Source organism: Pseudomonas sp. ICMP 10191 (genome assembly GCF_001467335.1).
Taxonomy (GTDB): domain Bacteria; phylum Pseudomonadota; class Gammaproteobacteria; order Pseudomonadales; family Pseudomonadaceae; genus Aquipseudomonas; species Aquipseudomonas cerasi.
The window spans coordinates 40,855-58,202 of sequence record NZ_LKGW01000124.1; the positions used below are offsets into that span (position 1 = coordinate 40,855).

Genomic DNA, 17,348 nt, shown 5'->3' on the forward strand with positions numbered 1-17,348 from the left:
GACTCATGTCGCTGATTTCAATTGGGCTCTCAGGTATCAATGCCAGCAGTGCCGCGATCAACACCATCGGTAACAACACGGCCAACGTGGATACCGCGGGTTACTCGCGTCAGCAGGTGCTGACCACGGCTTCGGCGCAGATCGCTCTTGGTCAGGGTGTAGGCTACATCGGTACCGGCACTACGCTGTCGGACGTACGTCGCATCTACAACAGCTATCTGGACACCCAATTGCAATCGAGCACCGCCCTCAGCGCGGATGCAGTGGCTTATTCCGGTCAGGCCAGCAAGACCGATACATTACTGTCAGACAATGCGACGGGGATCTCCGTGCAATTGGCGGACTTCTTCACCAAGATGCAGGGCATCGCCACCAGCGCCACGCAGTCGGCCGAACGCTCGTCGTTCCTGACCCAGGCTGGCGCGTTGAGCGCACGCTTCAACTCGGTTTCGTCGCAGTTGTCCACGCAGAACGATAACGTCAACACGCAGCTCAACACCTTCACCAAACAGGTCAACGAGCTGACCACCACCCTGGCGAGCCTGAACAAGCAGATCACACAAGCGTCTGCGGGCAACGCCACGCCGAACACCCTGCTTGACTCGCGCAGTGAAGCGGTTCGTCAGCTCAACGAGCTGGTCGGTGTGAAAGTGGTCGAGAACAACGGTAACTTCGACATCTATACCGGTACCGGACAATCACTGGTCAGTGGCGGCACGTCCTACAAGATGTCGGCCAGCCCGAGCCCGTCCGATCCGTTGCAGTACAACGTGCAGGTTGCCTACGGCCAGACCCAGACCGATGTGACCTCAGTGCTCACTGGCGGCTCGATCGGTGGTCTGTTGCGTTACCGCAACGAAGTGCTGGTGCCTGCGACCAACGAACTGGGCCGTACCGCGATGGTATTGTCGGACCAGGTCAACAGCCAGATGAACCAGGGCATCGACAGCAAGGGCAATTTCGGTTCGAACCTGTATTCCAGCATCAACAGTGCCGAAGCCATTACCCAGCGCAGCATCGGCAAAACCACCAACAGTGTCGGCTCCGGCAACCTCAACGTCACCATTGGCGACACCAGCAAGCTGACCGCCAACGATTATGAAGTGACGTTCAGCGACTCGTCGAATTTCACCGTACGTCGTCTGCCCAACGGCGAGAGCGTCGGTGCCGGTTCGCTGGCTGACAATCCGCCCAAACAGTTCGATGGCTTCAGTGTGAGCCTCAACGGCAATACGCTGGCAGCCGGTGACAGTTTCAAGGTCATCCCGACCCGCACTGGCGCGTCGGGGATCTCGGTGGTTCTGACCGACGCCAAGGATATTGCAGCGGCCGCGCCCTTGACGGCAACGGCGGGATCCAGCAACTCCGGTACTGGTGGCTTCACCCAGCCGGTGCTGAACACCAAGTCGGATATCTACGACAGCACCCAGACCGCTGACCTGCGCAATGCGCTCAAAGACTCCACCCCGATGAAACTGGTGATGGGTGCGGTCAGCAGTACCGGCGTGCAGAGTTACACCCTGATCAATGCGAGTGGCGGGGCGGTGCTCGACCAGAACGGCAATGCCGTTGGTGGCTCGATCATCCAGGGCCAGGCCAACACGATCAAATTGAACGTCGGCTATACCGACACCACAACGACGCCGAGCAGCAGCACTGCGTTCCAGCTGGAAATGACCATCTCCGGCTCGCCGGTTGCCAATGACACGTTCAGCATCGGCATGACCGGTGGCGGCTCGTCCGACAACCGCAACGCGTTGGCAGTGGTCGGCCTGCAGACCGCCAAGACCGTCGGTGTCGTCAACGGTGGCGTGGGCACCAGCCTGTCCGGTTCGTATGCAGATACGGTATCGGTTGTGGGTACGCTGGCGAGCCAGAGCAAGAACGATGTGACCGCCACTGCGGCCGTTGTCAGCCAGGCCAAATCGTCACGCGACTCGGTCTCGGGTGTATCGCTCGACGAAGAGGCGTCCAACCTGATCAAGTATCAGCAGTACTACACCGCCTCTTCGCAGATCATCAAGGCAGCACAAACCATTTTCAGCACGCTGATCAACAGTCTTTAAGGAATCGTGAGCCATGCGTATCTCGACTACCCAGTTCTTCGAATCCACGAACACCAATTATCAGCGTAACTATTCGAACCTGAACAAGACCAGCGAAGAGGTCTCCAGCGGCATCAAGCTCAATACCGCAGGCGATGATCCGGTAGGTGCCGCGCGCGTACTGCAACTGGCGCAGCAGAACTCCATGCTGACCCAGTACGAAACCAATATCGGCACGATCAATACCAACGCGGTGACCACCGAGACCACGCTGACCAGCATCATCGACACGATGCAGGCTGCGCGGGAGCAGATCGTATCGGCAGGCAGTGGCGCGTTTACCGACTCGGACCGGCTCGCCAAGGCTTCGGCCCTCAAGCAGTACCAGAGTCAGATTCTGGGCTTGATGAACAGCCAGGACCCTAACGGTCAGTACATATTTTCCGGTTCCAAGGCCTCGACGCCACCGTATTCGCTGAACGCCGATGGCTCCTATAGCTACAAGGGCGACCAGACCAGCGTCAATCTGGCGGTAGGTGATGGTTTGGTCATGGCCAGCAACACGACAGGTTTCGAGGCCTTCGAGCAGTCGGTCAACACAACCCGTACGTCTGCCACACTGCTTTCGCCTGCAACCGATGACGGCAAGATCGGCCTCAGCAGTGGCCTGGTGACGTCCACTCCGACCTATAACTCCAGCTACCAGGGCGGCGAGCCCTATACGCTGACTTTTCTCAGCGGTACGCAATTCAAGATCACTGATGCCAGTGGCACTGACGTGAGTTCCGATACCTCGACTGGCGGCAAGTTTTCCCACGGCTCGTTCGATGCCCAGACGTTTACCTTCCGCGGCGTGGAAATGACGCTCAACGTCAACCTGCCGGCCGCTGACCGGGTCTCGGACGCTACCGCAGATGCGGCGCTGGCCAATCGCAGCTATCAACTGGCGTCGACACCGGACAGTGTTTCCACCTCGCGCAGCGCCGGCAATACGTCAACGGCGACCGTCAGCAGCTCTGTCGTGGGCAATACCGCTGCGGACCGGACTGCTTTCAACAATACCTTCCCGACAGACGGCGCGATCCTCAAGTTCACCAGCCCGACCGATTACGAGCTGTACGCCGCGCCGTTGACCACCAGCAGCAAGCCAGTGTCCAGCGGCACCATGACCGGCTCGACGGCCAACGCCTCCGGTGTGAACTTCAATATCAGCGGTACACCGGCTGCCGGTGATCAGTTCATCGTCGAGTCTGGCACGCACCAGACCGAGAACATTCTCAATACGCTGACAGCGGCGATCAAAGCCCTGTCGACGCCCACCGATGGCAACCTGGTGGCCTCGCAGAATATGACGGCAGCGCTGAACTCTGCGCTGGGCAACATGAGCAGCGCCATCGAACAAGCTTCTACGGCACGTTCCAGTGGCGGCGCGCGTCAGCTGGCGGCAACCGCCCAAGGTACGACCAACGATCTGCTCAAAGGCAACAACACTACTGAGCAAGGTACTTACGTAAACGCTGACATCGTCGAGGCGACCACCCGCCTGACATTGCAGAAAACCATGCTGGACGCTTCTCAGCAGGTGTTTACCATGCTATCCAAGTTGAACCTGTTCAGTCAGCTTTGAGTTCTGACGTTGAGCATCCGCCGTCTTTTTTCAGCGGTGAGGGGGGCCACTCGACTGAAGGGCCCCCAGCCGCTCGCGAGTCAGTCATAGTGAATTCAGTCCCCCTCGTCAGTATTGTCATTCCCGCCTTCAATTCGCGCTTCTTCCGCGCAGCGCTGCAAAGTGCGCTCGACCAGGTCTACGACAATCTCGAAATCATCGTCTGTGACGATTGCCGTAGCGACGAGATCAAGGCGATTTTCGACGAGCTGGTAGCTCCCGACAGCGACCGGGCCCGTTACCTGCGCAATCCTCAGCGCCTGGGATTTCAGGGCAATCTGCTCAAGTGTCTGGAGCAGGCGAGCGGCGAATACATCAAGTTTCTCTGCGATGACGACCGCCTCTATAACTACTGCGTTGCGCATCAGGCGCAAACCCTCGATACCTACAAGGATGTCCAGCTCGTCGTCAGCAAACGCCATCTGGTGGACGTCGATGATTATGTCCTGCCGGCCCGCATGGAAAACGTTGGTCTGGTGCCCTACGACGCTGTGTTCAAGGGCGAGGACATGCTGGCGATTTTCGAGCGCACGCCGCGCAATTATCTGGGCGGTTTCAGTGGCGCGATGATGCGTCGCGCCGATGTGCAGGAATACCTGCCGTCCATTGCGCTGCCGCAGGGCTTCGTTGCGCTGCTGGATTTCACGCTGTTCATCTGCCTGCTGCGGCGCGGCAATCTGGTTGTGCTGCACAGCATCCAGAGTACCGAACGCCTGCACCCGGGGCGCTTCAGCAGTCAGGGCGATATGTACCAGAAAGCCACCACCGAATGGGGCTGGCTGAACGAAATGCTCAAGGCGCGTAGCGGCGAAGACGCACCGGCTCAGGGCTGGGTACGTTTTCTGCCTCTGCGCCGCGCGCACGAAGAGCCGCGCGAGTGGGACGAGGTAGGCCTTTACGGGGTGATGGCGGGTCGCCAGGGCGTGATGATGAGCCGCGTCGGCAGTGCCAGTGACAGCTATGCCGAACTGTACGCCGAATGGCTGTCCTGCCGCCGGTTTTCCGAGCCGCAAAAAAAGCTGCTCGAACAACGCATAGTGAGTTGGGCATGGCAGCCACGTATTGTGCCGGTGATCATCGATCAGCAGGGTGATGCCGAAGCCCTCGACATCACCTTGCGCAGCCTGGCCGAACAGGACTATGCCGCAGACTCGGTGGTGGTACTGACCAACGCCATTGTTGACGATCCGCAGGTGCTGCGTTTTTCTCTACAGCCGGACTGGGCTCGGCAGTTGAACGAAGTATTGCCACTGCTAGAGAGTGCCGACTGGGTCTACCTGTTGCGCGCCGGTGACCGGCTGACGCAGCCGGCGCTGCTGATTCTGGCCGAGCGTATTGCCCAGACTCCCGGTCTGCTGTGTGTCTACAGCGACGAAGGCGCGCTGGTTGAGGACGAGTCCAGAGAGCCTATTTTCAAACCCGGCTTCAACCTGGATCTGCTGCGTGCCTATCCCTATGTCGGGCGCACGCTGGCGTTCGAGCGGCGAAATCTGCTGGACATGGGTGGTTTCGATCCGGCCTTCGATGAGCTCGCCCCGCACGATGTGATCTGGCGTCTGGTCGAGGGGGCAGGGCCGCAGAGCATCGAGCACATCGCCGAAGTGCAGGTCGAGTCGCGTCTGGCATTCGCCGACTGGCTGTCACTGCCTTGTGTCATCGAGCACAGCGAACCTCTGGTTGCGGCCCACCTGTCGCGGATCGGCAGAGAGCACGTCATTCATCACGATCAGTTGCCGTTGCTCAATCGCATCGAGTACGTTCATCCGTCGCTGCCTCTGGTCTCGATCATCATCACCGCCAGGGATCAACTCGGCGCCCTGGAGCGCTGCATAGACAGTCTGCTCAGCAACACCACCTACCCGAATTACGAAGTCCTGATCGTCGACAACGCCAGCGAAAGCGCCGAAGCGCGGGCATGGTTCACGGCGATGAGTGAGCTGGGCAGCGACAAGCTGCGGATTGTTTCCCTGTCCGAGGCTGGCAGCGAAGCAACCGCCCAGAATCATGCCGCCGGTCAGGCGCGTGGTGATTATCTGCTGATGCTCAGCGCCTATGCCCTGATCCATCAGGCGGACTGGCTGCAGGGGCTGATCCACCATGCCCAGCGTCCCGAGGTCGGGATCGTCGGTCCACGCATCCTCAATCCGCAAGGCAATATTCTGTACGCCGGCATGGTCATGGGCATGGATGGCCTGGCCGGTCGGCCGTTCATCAATTTCCCCGCAGGGGCCAGCGGCTACATGCAGCGTCTGCAGTTGACCCAGAACTGGAGCGCGGTCAGTGGCAATTGCCTGATGGTGCGCAAGGAGGTGTTCGACGCTGTTGGCGCACTGGAGGCGGCGACCTTCACGCAGGGTCTGCAGGACCTGGACCTGTGCATGCGCGTCGGGCGCGAGGGTTACCTGATCGTTGGCACCCCGGATGCATCGCTGGTACTGGCCGAGCCTGCTGCCGTTGAACGTAATGAGGCGTCTCGCCAGGCGCTCGATGACGAGCAGAAATCGTTCTTTCAGAAGTGGCTGCCGAAAATGGCCAGGGATCAGGCCTACAATCCCAACCTGTACCTCAACGAGGCGCTGTCGTTCACCCTCGATCCCGGTCTGCTGGCGGGCTGGAGTCCGTTCTGCACCCGCCATCTGCCTTTCATTTTCGGTATGGCGGTCAACTCTTCGGCGGTGGGTCACTACCGGGTCAGCCAGCCCCTGCTGGAGTTGATGGCGGCCGGGCGGGTGGTTGGCCGTATGACTTACGAGACCGCAACGCCCGTCGAAATCGAGCGCCAGTCGCCAGATGTCATCGTCTTTCAGGGCCGGTACACAGAAGCCAAGGTCCCGGACATCGAGCTGGCAAAGAACTACTCCAATGCCATGCGTATTTTCGAGCTCGATGACTACATCGCCGATGTCCCCGAGCGCAATGAGCACAAGCGCAACATGCCGGACAATATCGGCGCCATGCTGCGCAAGGGCATAGGTCTGTGTGATCGCGTGGTGGTCTCGACTCACCCGCTGGCCGAGGCGTTGTCGGGCATGCACAGCGATATTCGCGTCGTGCCGAACATGCTGGCGACGCATTTGTGGAGCAATCTCAGGAGCCAGCGTCGCAGCTCCGACAAGCCGCGTATCGGCTGGGGCGGCGGAACCAGCCATCGCGGGGACCTGGAGCTGATTGTCGATGTGGTGCGCGAACTGGCTGATGAAGTCGAGTGGGTATTCTTCGGCATGTGCCCGGACCTGCTCAAGCCCTACATCCATGAGTTCCATCCGGGGGTCAGCCTGAAAACCTACCCGGCCAAGCTCGCCAGCCTGAACCTTGATCTGGCACTGGCGCCGCTGGAATTCCATATTTTCAATGACTGCAAAAGTAACCTCAGGTTGCTTGAGTACGGCGCCTGCGGCTACCCGGTGATCTGTTCCGACACCGAAGCGTATCGGGGCCATCTGCCAGCGACCCGTGTGTACACCAACAGCTCGGATGAATGGTTGCAGGCAATCCGCATGCACTTGTCCGACCCCAATGCCAGCTACCGCATGGGTGACGAGTTGCGCGAGACAGTACTGCGCGACTTCATGTTGCGCGGCGAAAACCTGCAATATTGGGCCAACGGCTGGTTGCCGGACTGATCCGATCCGTTTGAACACGCACCAGCAGGTTGCCTGCCGGCGCGGTCACGCTACGCTCTTGCTTCAACGCCCGCTGCGGTTGAAGGCGCAATCGATTCGTTATAAGGAAAGATCATGCAAAGCCATTCGGGAAATGAACATAACGCTTTGAATCAGCGTCTGACCCTGCTGTTGATGGCCAGGGACCAGCCAGACTTCCTGCGCCGCGCCTTGAAGTATTACAGCGAGTTTCCGTGCAACCTGATAGTGGTCGATGCATCGGCCCAGCCTGATGCGGAAATTGCCGCGAGCGCTGGCTTGCATTACCTGCAGAGTGACGCGCTGGTCAATGCCAGCCTTGGCGTCAGGGTCGCAGAGGGGCTCAAACAGGTGACCACACCCTTCGTGGTCCAGGCTCCGGTCGACAGTTTTTTGCTGCCTGATGCACTGCGCGCAGCGCTGAGCTTTCTCGAGGCCAACCCGACATACGGTGCCTGTCAGGGCTACAGCCTGAGCTATCAGGCGCAGGTCGGCCAGGTGGATTATTTCCGCCGCGATCGCAAAACCTGCGAAGACTATGCCGCAGATGATGCGGGCGAGCGGGTTCTGGGTTTCATGAGCGAAAGTCTGTCGCTGCTCAGCGCAGTGACGCGCACGGAACTGGCGCAGCAGTGGTTCACCTCGGTTGCCGATGACACCGAGCCGCACTGGCAGGAAATCGGCCACATGAACTACCTGGTTGCTGCGGCCCGCCTGCGCATCCTGCCAATCCCTTATGCACTGCACTTCACCTCGGGCAAGCAGGTCGAGCTACGTCACGGCACCGCCATTGCCGCAGCCGTCAGACACACTGATCCCAAAGCCAGGGCCGCCCGCGACGCATTCGCCGAAAAACTGGTCGCGCTGCTCGGCGAAGGCTCGGGCTTCGAAGGCGCACAGGGCCTGCAAAAGATCCAGGCTGGCCTTGCAGTCATGGGCGAATGCCTTAAGACCCAGGCTTTCCAGGGCGATGAGAAAATCATCAGCGCGGTGTGGAATGTCGGCCTTGAGCAATCGGACGCGCTGTTCGAGCCTCGTCAGTTTGTCGAAATGCCGTTCTACAACCAGGCGTTGTTCGATGAGCTGGCCAAAATCGAATTCCTGATCCACATCATGCCAGCGGGTCGTTTGCAGCTGGAAGGGCTGGAAGCGGTGCTGCTCAAGCAGGCTGAATTGTTGCGCGAGCAGAGCAACCCGGATGCTGAAGCGCGCATCAGCCGCCTGTGGTATGCCTACGAAACCTACGCTTTTAACCTGGGTGTCGTGCAGAGCCTGATCGCGGAGTTGATCAGCGGCAAAGGCAAGGACAGTGAAAAGCAGATCGAAATGGTTTCGGCCTGGAGCCAGCGTCTGCAGGCGGCATCCGGTTTCGACAACGGTCGGCTGTTCGATGGCATGGCTTCCGGTCGACTGCTCAACTGGCTCGATTCGCGCGATCCGGCGCCTGAGGCCCTCAAGCAGATCAGCGACAGGCTCGCCAGCAAACCGGCCGGGTCGCAGATCGGTATCTTGCTGCTGGACCTGGACGCGGACGTCTTCAAGCTGCAGGCCACGTTCGACAGCCTGATCAACAGTCACTACAAGGCCTTCAGGGTGGTGGTGTTCACCACCGGGGAATTGCCAGCGGTGACCACGCTGCACAATACCCTGCACTTTGTGAAAGTCACCGAAAGCAACTACGTCGACAAGATCAACCAGGTCGTCAAGCAGTCACCCAGCGACTGGCTGATGCTGGCACGGGCCGGCGAAGAGTTCACCCGCAGCGGTCTGCTGCTGGCCAGCGCCGAGCTGATCGATGCGGCGCAATGCCGGGCTGTTGCCGTGGACGAGATTCAGCGTCAAGCCAATGGCACACTGACCCCGGTGTTCCGTCCCGGCTTCAACCTTGATCTGCTGCAAAGCCTGCCGGCATTGATGGCTCGTCACTGGCTGGTGCGCCGTGAGTTGCTGGTCGAGGCGGGTGGTTACTCGCGCGAGTTTCCCGAGGCGCTGGAATTCGATCTGTTGCTGCGTCTGATCGAGCAGGGCGGCATGAGCGGTCTGGCCCATCTCAGCGAACCGTTGCTGATCTGTGATGCGCCCGAACTGAAAGACAATCCGGACGAACAGAAAGCGCTCAAGCGCCATCTTGGCAAGCGCGGTTATCAGGCGGAAGTCAGCTCGGCGCAGCCTGGCACCTACAAGATCGATTATCGCCACGCCCATCGGCCGGTGGTTTCGATCCTGCTGCACAGCCAGGACAACCTGCCCGAATTGCAGCGCTGCCTGCAAAGCATTCTGCAACGCACCCGCTATCAGCGTTATGAAGTGCTGATCGGTGACAACGCCAGCACCTCTGCCGAACTGTCGACCTGGCTTGACCGGCAGGAGCAGGTGTCGGGTCGCGTGCGGGTGTTCCGTGCCGAACAGCGCATGAGCCCTGCGGCCCTGCGCAATCTGATCAGCCAGGAAGCCGGTGGCGAATACCTGATCCTGCTGGATGCCGAAAGTCAGATCGTCAATGTCGGCTGGATCGAATCACTGCTCAACCAGGCGCAGCGCCCGGAAGTGGGCGTAGTAGGCGCCAAGCTGGTGAATGGCGAAGGCGCAGTGACTCAGGCCGGTCTGGTGCTGGGACTGAATGGCGGCGTGGGTTCGGGGTTTGTCGGCGAGCCGAAGACCGCCACCGGCTACATGCAGCGCCTGGTGGTCGAGCAGAACTACTCTGCCGTGTCATCGGCCTGTCTGATGATTGCCAAGGAGCTGTACAACGCTGTGGGCGGTCTGGATGAAGATCTATTCGCCGAAGCGCTTGCCGATGTCGACCTTTGCCTCAAGGCTGCGCAGGCCGGCTACCTGACGGTATGGACGCCGCATGTGCAGGTGGTGCATTCCGGTGTGGTGCATGCCCCGCAGCAGGCGCGCGAAGCATTGATGGACAAGTGGTCAGCGCAGTTCGCACAGGATGAGGCCTACAACGCCAATCTGGATCTCGACGGCAAGGGTTTCACTCTGGCCGGCTGAGTCGTCCGCCCTCGTAAAACCGGCTGCTTCGCGGCCGGTTCGCTGCCTTGAAGGCTTCCTCGCAGAGAGCAGTCGGCAAGGATCAAGTGCCTGTTCCCTCGACGCAAATTATCGTAAAGCATGCAGACGGGAGTGACCTGCGGGTCATAACGTGCATCTCCACTGTATTGTTTTACAGGGAGCGACATGCGCCTGACTTGCTTTAACCTGCCAAGCGCCCTGAAAATGTCCGTAAATCACTCCTATTCGGTAGCGCTCCGATTTCATCGGGACGAAAAATGACCTGTTTACTCATCGGGAAGCCATGATGATTGGCATTAAAAGCATAGCGAGTTACGTGCCTGTTGCAGGTGTCGATAACTACGCTCAAGGCGCCAAATTCGGCAAGGATGAAGAATTCATCCTTGGGAAGATCGGCTCCACCTTTCTGCCGCGCAAAGACGCCGGCCAGGAAACCTCGGATCTGTGCGTTGAGGCAGCCAATACGCTGTTTGCCAATAACCCGCAGCTCAAGCGCGAAAGTATCGATGTGCTGATCGTCGTCACCCAGAATGGCGACGAGGAAGGGCTGCCGCACACCGCGGCCATCGTTCAGGACAAGCTGGGGCTGTCGACCAACGTTGCTGCATTCGACATTTCGCTGGGCTGTTCCGGCTATGTGTACGGCATCTATGCGATCAAGGGCTTCATGGAAGCGGCAGGCTTGAAAAACGGCCTGTTGATCACTGCCGATCCGTACTCGAAAATTGTCGACCCGGAAGACCGCAATACCACCATGCTGTTCGGTGATGCTGCGACGGCCACCTGGATGGGCGAGGGGGCCGAATGGCAGCTGGGCAAGGCGAAATTCGGTACCGATGGTTCCGGTGCGCCACATCTCAAGGTCAGCAACGGCATTTTCTTCATGAACGGTCGCCAGGTGTTCAACTTCGCACTGTTGAAAGTGCCAGCGCATCTGCACGAGCTATTGGCCGAGTCTGATTTGACCCCTGACGACGTCGATGCCTTCTGTATTCACCAGGGCAGTGCGGCGATCGTCGATGCGGTCGCGCGGCGCTTTGAAGACAAGCCCGAGAAGTTTCTCAAGGACATGGTCGAAACCGGCAATACCGTGTCATCCAGCATTCCGCTGCTGATCGAAAAGCACGTGCTCGGCTCTTCATGGACGCGCGTCGCCTTGAGTGGTTTTGGTGTGGGGCTTTCCTGGGGCTCTGCAATTATCTATAAAGGCTGAGTTTACTTCGCCTGACAAAGAACGCCTGCGGATAAATCCCCAGGCGTTTTTAAATTAAATAGTGATCCACGTCACACTTTTAACTTCGTGGCACAACGCGCTCACCTGTCGCCACTTCTGACTGTCATGAATTTCTCTCTGTTGCTTCGCGGGTTTATGCCCCCAAACCCTTGTTTTATAAGGGGTGTCACGGTGATGGCAAAATATTAAAAAAAAACACTCAAGCAACCTGCCATCGCGACGATAACTATTACGAAGGTTCTCTAGGCACACCCGGCGCTTGCAGGGGCCGGAAGCCACGTAGTACCAAACCAACGAGGAATTCATCATGGCTTTAACAGTAAACACCAACGTAGCATCGTTGAACGTCCAGAAGAACCTGGGTCGCGCTTCCGACGCCCTTTCGACCTCGATGACTCGTCTGTCTTCCGGTCTGAAAATCAACAGCGCCAAAGACGACGCTGCTGGCCTGAACATCGCCACCAAGATCAACTCGCAGATCAAAGGTCAGACCATGGCGATCAAAAACGCCAACGACGGTATGTCCATTGCTCAGACCGCTGAAGGCGCGCTGCAAGAGTCGACCAACATTCTGCAGCGTATGCGTGAACTGGCTGTTCAGTCGCGAAACGACAGCAACAGCGCTACTGACCGCGTTGCACTGAACAAAGAATTCACCCAGATGAGTTCTGAGCTGACCCGTATCGCCAACAGCACCAACCTGAACGGCAAAAACCTGATCGACGGTTCTGCCAGCACCATGACTTTCCAGGTTGGCTCCAACTCCGGCTCCGCGAACCAGATCACTCTGACTCTGAGCGCCAGCTTTGATGCAAACACCCTGGGTGTCGGTTCGGCAATCACCATCGTCGGTTCCGACAGTGCTGCTGCAGAGACCAACTTCTCTGCTGCAATGGCCGCTATCGACTCGGCTCTGCAGACCATCAACAACACGCGTTCTGATCTCGGTGCTGCACAAAACCGTCTGACCAGCACCATCTCCAACCTGCAGAACATCAACGAAAACGCCAGTGCTGCACTGGGTCGTATCCAGGATACCGACTTCGCTGCTGAAACTGCACAGCTGACCAAGCAACAGACTCTGCAACAGGCTTCCACCTCTGTTCTGGCTCAGGCTAACCAGCTGCCATCCGCTGTACTGAAACTGCTTCAGTAATATCAGCGTGAGTTTTAGCGGGGGAGTACTTAACGGTGCTCTCTCGCTTTTTTACTTTCTGAGGTGATGGTCATGGATATGAGTGTGAAGTTGAACGTGACTTATCCGGCCGTTCAACCGGCGAGTCAGGCCCCTGTGCCGGACGCGTCCGTTGACAAGCCTGCCGATAAGGCGCCCGTCGAGCGTGTTGCCGCCACGGCTGAAAGTAAAGGCTCCGGTCTGCACAAGGATGATTCCAAGGACGATGCCAAAGTCAAGGCAGCCGCCGAGGACATCCAGAAGTTCTTTCACGAGGTCAAGCGCAATCTCGAGTTTTCGATCGACGAAGATTCTGGCAAAGTCATTGTCAAAGTGATTGCAAGCGATTCCGGTGAAGTAGTACGACAGATTCCCAATGCAGAAATCCTGAAGCTGGCCGATAGCCTGAGTGATGCGAACAGTTTGTTGTTCCGCGCCAAGGCCTGATCGCCGGTACGGTATGTGTTGTCGGGTCATTCGCCTTTTGAAAGGGCGGCGAACCCCGCAGCATTCTTGAAGGGAGAAGCACCATGGCAAGTCCGATTACATCTTCAACAGGCCTGGGTTCGGGTCTGGCAATTTCCGCCATCGTCGAAGGTCTTGTCGGTGCTGAAAAAGCGCCCAAGCAAAACCAGATCGACAAGCAGAGCGCCTCCACGACTGCATCCCTGTCGGGTGTCAGCCAGTTGACGTCTGCACTGGCTGCTTTCCAGAAAACACTGGACACTCTCGCCAGTTCCACCACACCTGCTTTCCAGGGCTTTGCTGCCACGTCTGCCAATGAAGCGGTGGTCAAGGCCACTGCGGGCAACACGGCAGTCAATGGCACCTATGCGATTAATATAAGCCAGTTGGCAACGCCTTCGAAGGTGGCTACCGCCGCGCTGGACTCGACGCAGTCGAGTGCTATTCCGAGTGGTACTCTGAAAATCACTCAAAATGGCACTGATTACAACGTGGCGATCGACAAGACCTCGACGCTGCAGGAAGTGCGCGACAAGATCAACTCGACGCTGCAGGGTAAAGGCATCACCGCCAACATCATCAACGACAACAACGGTTCCAGGCTGGTGTTCAGTTCGACGACCACCGGCAAGGGCAGTGACATTTCGGTGACGGGTGCTTCCGGCCAGGAAGCACTTAACATCGATGGCACCAAGTTGATGAGTGAATCCAGTACCGGCGCCGGTGCGATTACCGCTGTCGCCAAGGACGCCGCATTCACGGTCGATGGCCTGAGTCTGACCAGCAAGACCAATACCGTGAGCACGGCCATTTCCGGTCTGACATTCGAGCTGGTCGCGCCCAGCGCTTCTTCTGCTGCTTCGGCATCGACCACGGTCACGGTCGCCACCAACACCGATGGTCTGAAAACCTCATTGCAGTCGTTTGTCGACTCTTACAACACGCTGGTTTCACTGGTGTCCTCGTTGACCAAGGGCACTGTCGACAGTGAGGGTAAATACACTGCCGCTGCATTGACCGGCGACTCCACCCCGCGTGCGCTGTTGGCAACGATACGCGACCAGATTTCCACTGCCACGTCGAATGCCGGTTTGAGTTCCCTGGCGCAATTGGGGATCAAAACTCAGCAGGCTGACGGCAAGTTGTCGTTGAACACCACCGAATTGACTACAGCGTTGAGCGACAAGAAGCTGGGCAGCCAGATTCAGGCGATGTTCACCGGTGTGACCAGCGCTGACGGCACGACCTCGGGTGGCTTGATCGCACGCTTGAACACTGCGCTTGAACCCTACACGAAAGCCGACGGCGTTCTGGCTGGCAAGACCACCAGCCTCAATAAAGTGCAGACTCGACTGGCCAGTGATCAGGAGGCGCTCAACCGTCGTATTACCACGTTGACGGCAACCCTCACCAAGAAATACAACGCAATGGACTTGGTCGTCGGGCAGTTAAAGGCAACGGCTTCAAGCATTACTTCGATTTTTGAAGCGATGAACGCCCAGAAAAACGCCTCGTAAAAAAACGAGTGTGGAAGTATCAGCAACCCGACTCTGTGTCGGGTTTCTGCTTTTGGGCTAAAGTTTCTGCGCACTGCGTCGATAGCTTGAGTATCAGTATTCTGGATTTGTTACGAGGCCCCTTATGAATCCGATGTTAGCGTTGCGGCAGTATCAGAAGATCGGCTCCCAGGCCCAGACCTCAGAGGCCAGCCCTCATCGTCTGGTGCAAATGTTGATGGAAGGTGGCCTCGACCGCATCGCTCAGGCCAAGGGCGCCATGGCGCGCAGGGACGTCGCCAACAAGGGCGTACTCATCAGCAAGGCCATCGACATTGTGGGCGGTCTGCGTGAGGGGCTGGATCTGGAAAATTCACCCAGTGACACGCTGCTCAGGCAGGACAGCCTGTATCACTACATGATGACGCGCCTGGCGGAAGCCAACGCTCGCAATGATCAGAAGATACTCGATGAAGTCGCTGGCCTGTTGATCACCGTCAAGGAAGGCTGGGATGCAATCGGTACCATGCAATAACCCGCTGTTCCGAGGAGAATAAAAATGAGTGCTGCGCTCAAGCGTATCGAAGAAACCCGGGAAGCCTTGGTAGGGGCACTGGCCGAGCGTGACTGGGAGGCTATCGTCAAGCTTGATCTGGCGTGTCGCGAGTGTGTCGACGCGGTGGTGAGCGAAGCGCCCGATGACGAACCTGCTCTGCGCAGCAACCTTGAGGAGTTATTGGGGGTCTATCGGCAATTGATTGATGTTGCCACCGGCGAGCGTCAAGCGGTTGTCGAAGAAATGACTCAAATCCAGAATGCGAAGAGTGCTACGAAGGTATACCATCTGTTCGGTTAATGTTTAATTGTCATTTTTATTGTTCGACAAGAATTTCGCCATAAATTTGACTGTGTTCGTTTTTTTGACTTAACTAGTGATGTTTACTATTTTCTGGCGTCTCAAGGTTTATACATCTGAGAAGCCAAGCTGCCCCCCAATCATGGGCATTGAGTTGACTAGGGAAGTTGCTATTGCATGTGGCGTGAAATCAAGATTCTGCTAATCGATGACGATAGCCAGCGCCGCCGGGATCTGGCGGTGATCCTGAATTTTCTTGGCGAAGAAAATCTCTCCTGTTCGAGTCAGGACTGGCAGCAGGTGGTCGGCTCTCTGGCGTCTCCACGAGAAGTACTGTGCGTACTGGTCGGCAGCGTAAACGCGCCGGGCAGCCTGCAAGGGCTCCTTAAGACCATCGCGGCATGGGATGAGTTCCTTCCTGTGCTGCTGATGAGCGAAAATTCCTCTGTCGAATTGCCCGAGGATTTGCGCAGGCGAGTGCTCTCCGCACTCGAAATGCCACCCAGCTACAGCAAACTGCTCGATTCGCTGCACCGTGCCCAGGTCTACCGCGAGATGTACGACCAGGCTCGCGAGCGCGGCCGTCATCGTGAACCGAACCTGTTCCGCAGTCTGGTAGGTACCAGTCGTGCGATTCAGCACGTGCGGCAGATGATGCAGCAGGTCGCTGATACCGACGCCAGCGTACTGATCCTTGGTGAGTCGGGGACGGGCAAGGAAGTGGTTGCGCGTAACCTGCACTACCACTCCAAGCGCCGAGATGCGCCGTTCGTGCCGGTCAACTGCGGTGCCATTCCGGCCGAACTGCTCGAAAGCGAGCTGTTCGGACACGAGAAGGGCGCGTTTACCGGCGCGATCACCAGCCGTGCCGGCCGCTTCGAGCTGGCCAACGGCGGCACCTTGTTCCTTGACGAAATCGGCGACATGCCGCTGCCGATGCAGGTCAAGCTGCTGCGCGTCTTGCAGGAGCGCACGTTCGAGCGTGTGGGCAGCAACAAGACGCAGAGCATCGATGTGCGCATCATCGCCGCAACGCACAAGAATCTCGAGACCATGATCGAGCTGGGCAGCTTCCGCGAAGATCTTTACTACCGTCTCAACGTGTTCCCGATCGAGATGGCGCCGTTGCGTGAGCGTGTCGAAGACATCCCGCTGCTCATGAACGAATTGATTTCGCGTATGGAGCACGAGAAGCGCGGTTCGATTCGCTTCAACTCCGCAGCCATCATGTCGCTGTGTCGCCATGCCTGGCCGGGCAACGTCCGTGAGCTGGCCAACCTGGTCGAGCGCATGGCGATCATGCATCCGTATGGTGTGATTGGTGTAGCCGAGCTGCCAAAGAAGTTTCGCTACGTCGACGACGAAGACGAGCAGATGGTCGACAGCTTGCGCAGCGAGATCGAAGAGCGTGTGGCGATCAACAGCAATACGCCGAACTTCGCTTCCGGCGCGATGCTGCCGCCTGAAGGGCTCGATCTGAAAGACTACCTCGGTGGTCTGGAGCAGGGCCTTATTCAGCAGGCGCTGGACGATGCCAACGGTATCGTTGCTCGCGCTGCGGAGCGCCTGCGCATTCGTCGGACCACGCTGGTCGAGAAGATGCGCAAGTACGGTATGAGTCGTCGTGAGGGCGATGAACAGGCAGATGATTGACGCCGGTTTTTTGTGCCAAAAACCAAGCCCCTGATTTTTCAGGGGTTTTTTTTAGGCACGGGGATTGCTAAGTCTCTCTTAACACACCGTTTAC

General features: G+C 58.1%; 11 protein-coding genes. All 11 read left to right on the forward strand.

Annotation, left to right across the window (positions count from 1 at the left end; genetic code table 11):
- Nucleotides 1-5: 5 nt before the first annotated feature.
- Entirely contained in the window at nucleotides 6-2,066 is a 2,061-nt protein-coding gene (gene flgK / locus AO388_RS18595) for a flagellar hook-associated protein FlgK (protein WP_003436083.1), read from the forward strand.
- Nucleotides 2,067-2,079: 13 nt separating this feature from the next.
- Nucleotides 2,080-3,672: a flagellar hook-associated protein 3 gene (locus tag AO388_RS18600; protein ID WP_003370095.1), complete on the forward strand. Its 1,593-nt coding sequence runs from the start codon at nucleotides 2,080-2,082 to the stop codon at nucleotides 3,670-3,672.
- A gap of 89 nt (nucleotides 3,673-3,761) precedes the next feature.
- Nucleotides 3,762-7,334, forward strand: coding sequence for a glycosyltransferase (locus AO388_RS18605; protein ID WP_058416895.1), 3,573 nt, complete (start codon nucleotides 3,762-3,764; stop codon nucleotides 7,332-7,334).
- 114 nt (nucleotides 7,335-7,448) lie between these two features.
- Nucleotides 7,449-10,355 carry a TIGR00180 family glycosyltransferase gene (locus tag AO388_RS18610; RefSeq protein ID WP_058416896.1) on the forward strand — a complete coding sequence of 969 codons (2,907 nt, stop codon included), beginning with the start codon at nucleotides 7,449-7,451 and terminating at the stop codon, nucleotides 10,353-10,355.
- A 307-nt stretch (nucleotides 10,356-10,662) separates the two neighbouring features.
- Nucleotides 10,663-11,589 carry a ketoacyl-ACP synthase III gene (locus tag AO388_RS18615; RefSeq protein WP_054081560.1) on the forward strand — a complete coding sequence of 309 codons (927 nt, stop codon included), beginning with the start codon at nucleotides 10,663-10,665 and terminating at the stop codon, nucleotides 11,587-11,589.
- Between the two features lie 328 nt (nucleotides 11,590-11,917).
- On the forward strand, nucleotides 11,918-12,766 hold the full coding sequence (locus tag AO388_RS18620) for a flagellin domain-containing protein (RefSeq protein WP_003370106.1): 849 nt from the start codon (nucleotides 11,918-11,920) through the stop codon (nucleotides 12,764-12,766).
- Between the two features lie 72 nt (nucleotides 12,767-12,838).
- Nucleotides 12,839-13,231, forward strand: coding sequence for a flagellar protein FlaG (locus AO388_RS18625; RefSeq protein ID WP_003344024.1), 393 nt, complete (start codon nucleotides 12,839-12,841; stop codon nucleotides 13,229-13,231).
- Nucleotides 13,232-13,314: 83 nt separating this feature from the next.
- Complete coding sequence (gene fliD / locus AO388_RS18630) at nucleotides 13,315-14,766, forward strand: flagellar filament capping protein FliD (RefSeq protein ID WP_024662269.1); 1,452 nt, start codon at nucleotides 13,315-13,317, stop codon at nucleotides 14,764-14,766.
- 124 nt (nucleotides 14,767-14,890) lie between these two features.
- A complete protein-coding gene (gene fliS / locus AO388_RS18635) occupies nucleotides 14,891-15,280 on the forward strand; it encodes a flagellar export chaperone FliS (protein ID WP_003370112.1) in 390 nt (129 codons plus the stop codon).
- Between the two features lie 24 nt (nucleotides 15,281-15,304).
- Complete coding sequence (gene fliT, locus AO388_RS18640; protein WP_003370114.1) at nucleotides 15,305-15,601, forward strand: flagellar protein FliT; 297 nt, start codon at nucleotides 15,305-15,307, stop codon at nucleotides 15,599-15,601.
- A 177-nt stretch (nucleotides 15,602-15,778) separates the two neighbouring features.
- Nucleotides 15,779-17,254, forward strand: coding sequence for a transcriptional regulator FleQ (fleQ, locus tag AO388_RS18645; protein WP_058416897.1), 1,476 nt, complete (start codon nucleotides 15,779-15,781; stop codon nucleotides 17,252-17,254).
- Nucleotides 17,255-17,348: the final 94 nt, after the last annotated feature.

Bases quoted from the DNA above. Each gene is read 5' to 3' on its own strand.
- fleQ (WP_058416897.1), top strand. From the start codon at position 15,779: ATGTGGCGTGAAATCAAGATTCTGCTAATCGATGACGATAGCCAGCGC.
- flgK (WP_003436083.1), top strand. From the start codon at position 6: ATGTCGCTGATTTCAATTGGGCTCTCAGGTATCAATGCCAGCAGTGCC.
- AO388_RS18610 (WP_058416896.1), top strand. From the start codon at position 7,449: ATGCAAAGCCATTCGGGAAATGAACATAACGCTTTGAATCAGCGTCTG.
- AO388_RS18620 (WP_003370106.1), top strand. From the start codon at position 11,918: ATGGCTTTAACAGTAAACACCAACGTAGCATCGTTGAACGTCCAGAAG.
- AO388_RS18625 (WP_003344024.1), top strand. From the start codon at position 12,839: ATGGATATGAGTGTGAAGTTGAACGTGACTTATCCGGCCGTTCAACCG.
- fliS (WP_003370112.1), top strand. From the start codon at position 14,891: ATGAATCCGATGTTAGCGTTGCGGCAGTATCAGAAGATCGGCTCCCAG.
- AO388_RS18615 (WP_054081560.1), top strand. From the start codon at position 10,663: ATGATTGGCATTAAAAGCATAGCGAGTTACGTGCCTGTTGCAGGTGTC.
- fliD (WP_024662269.1), top strand. From the start codon at position 13,315: ATGGCAAGTCCGATTACATCTTCAACAGGCCTGGGTTCGGGTCTGGCA.
- fliT (WP_003370114.1), top strand. From the start codon at position 15,305: ATGAGTGCTGCGCTCAAGCGTATCGAAGAAACCCGGGAAGCCTTGGTA.
- AO388_RS18600 (WP_003370095.1), top strand. From the start codon at position 2,080: ATGCGTATCTCGACTACCCAGTTCTTCGAATCCACGAACACCAATTAT.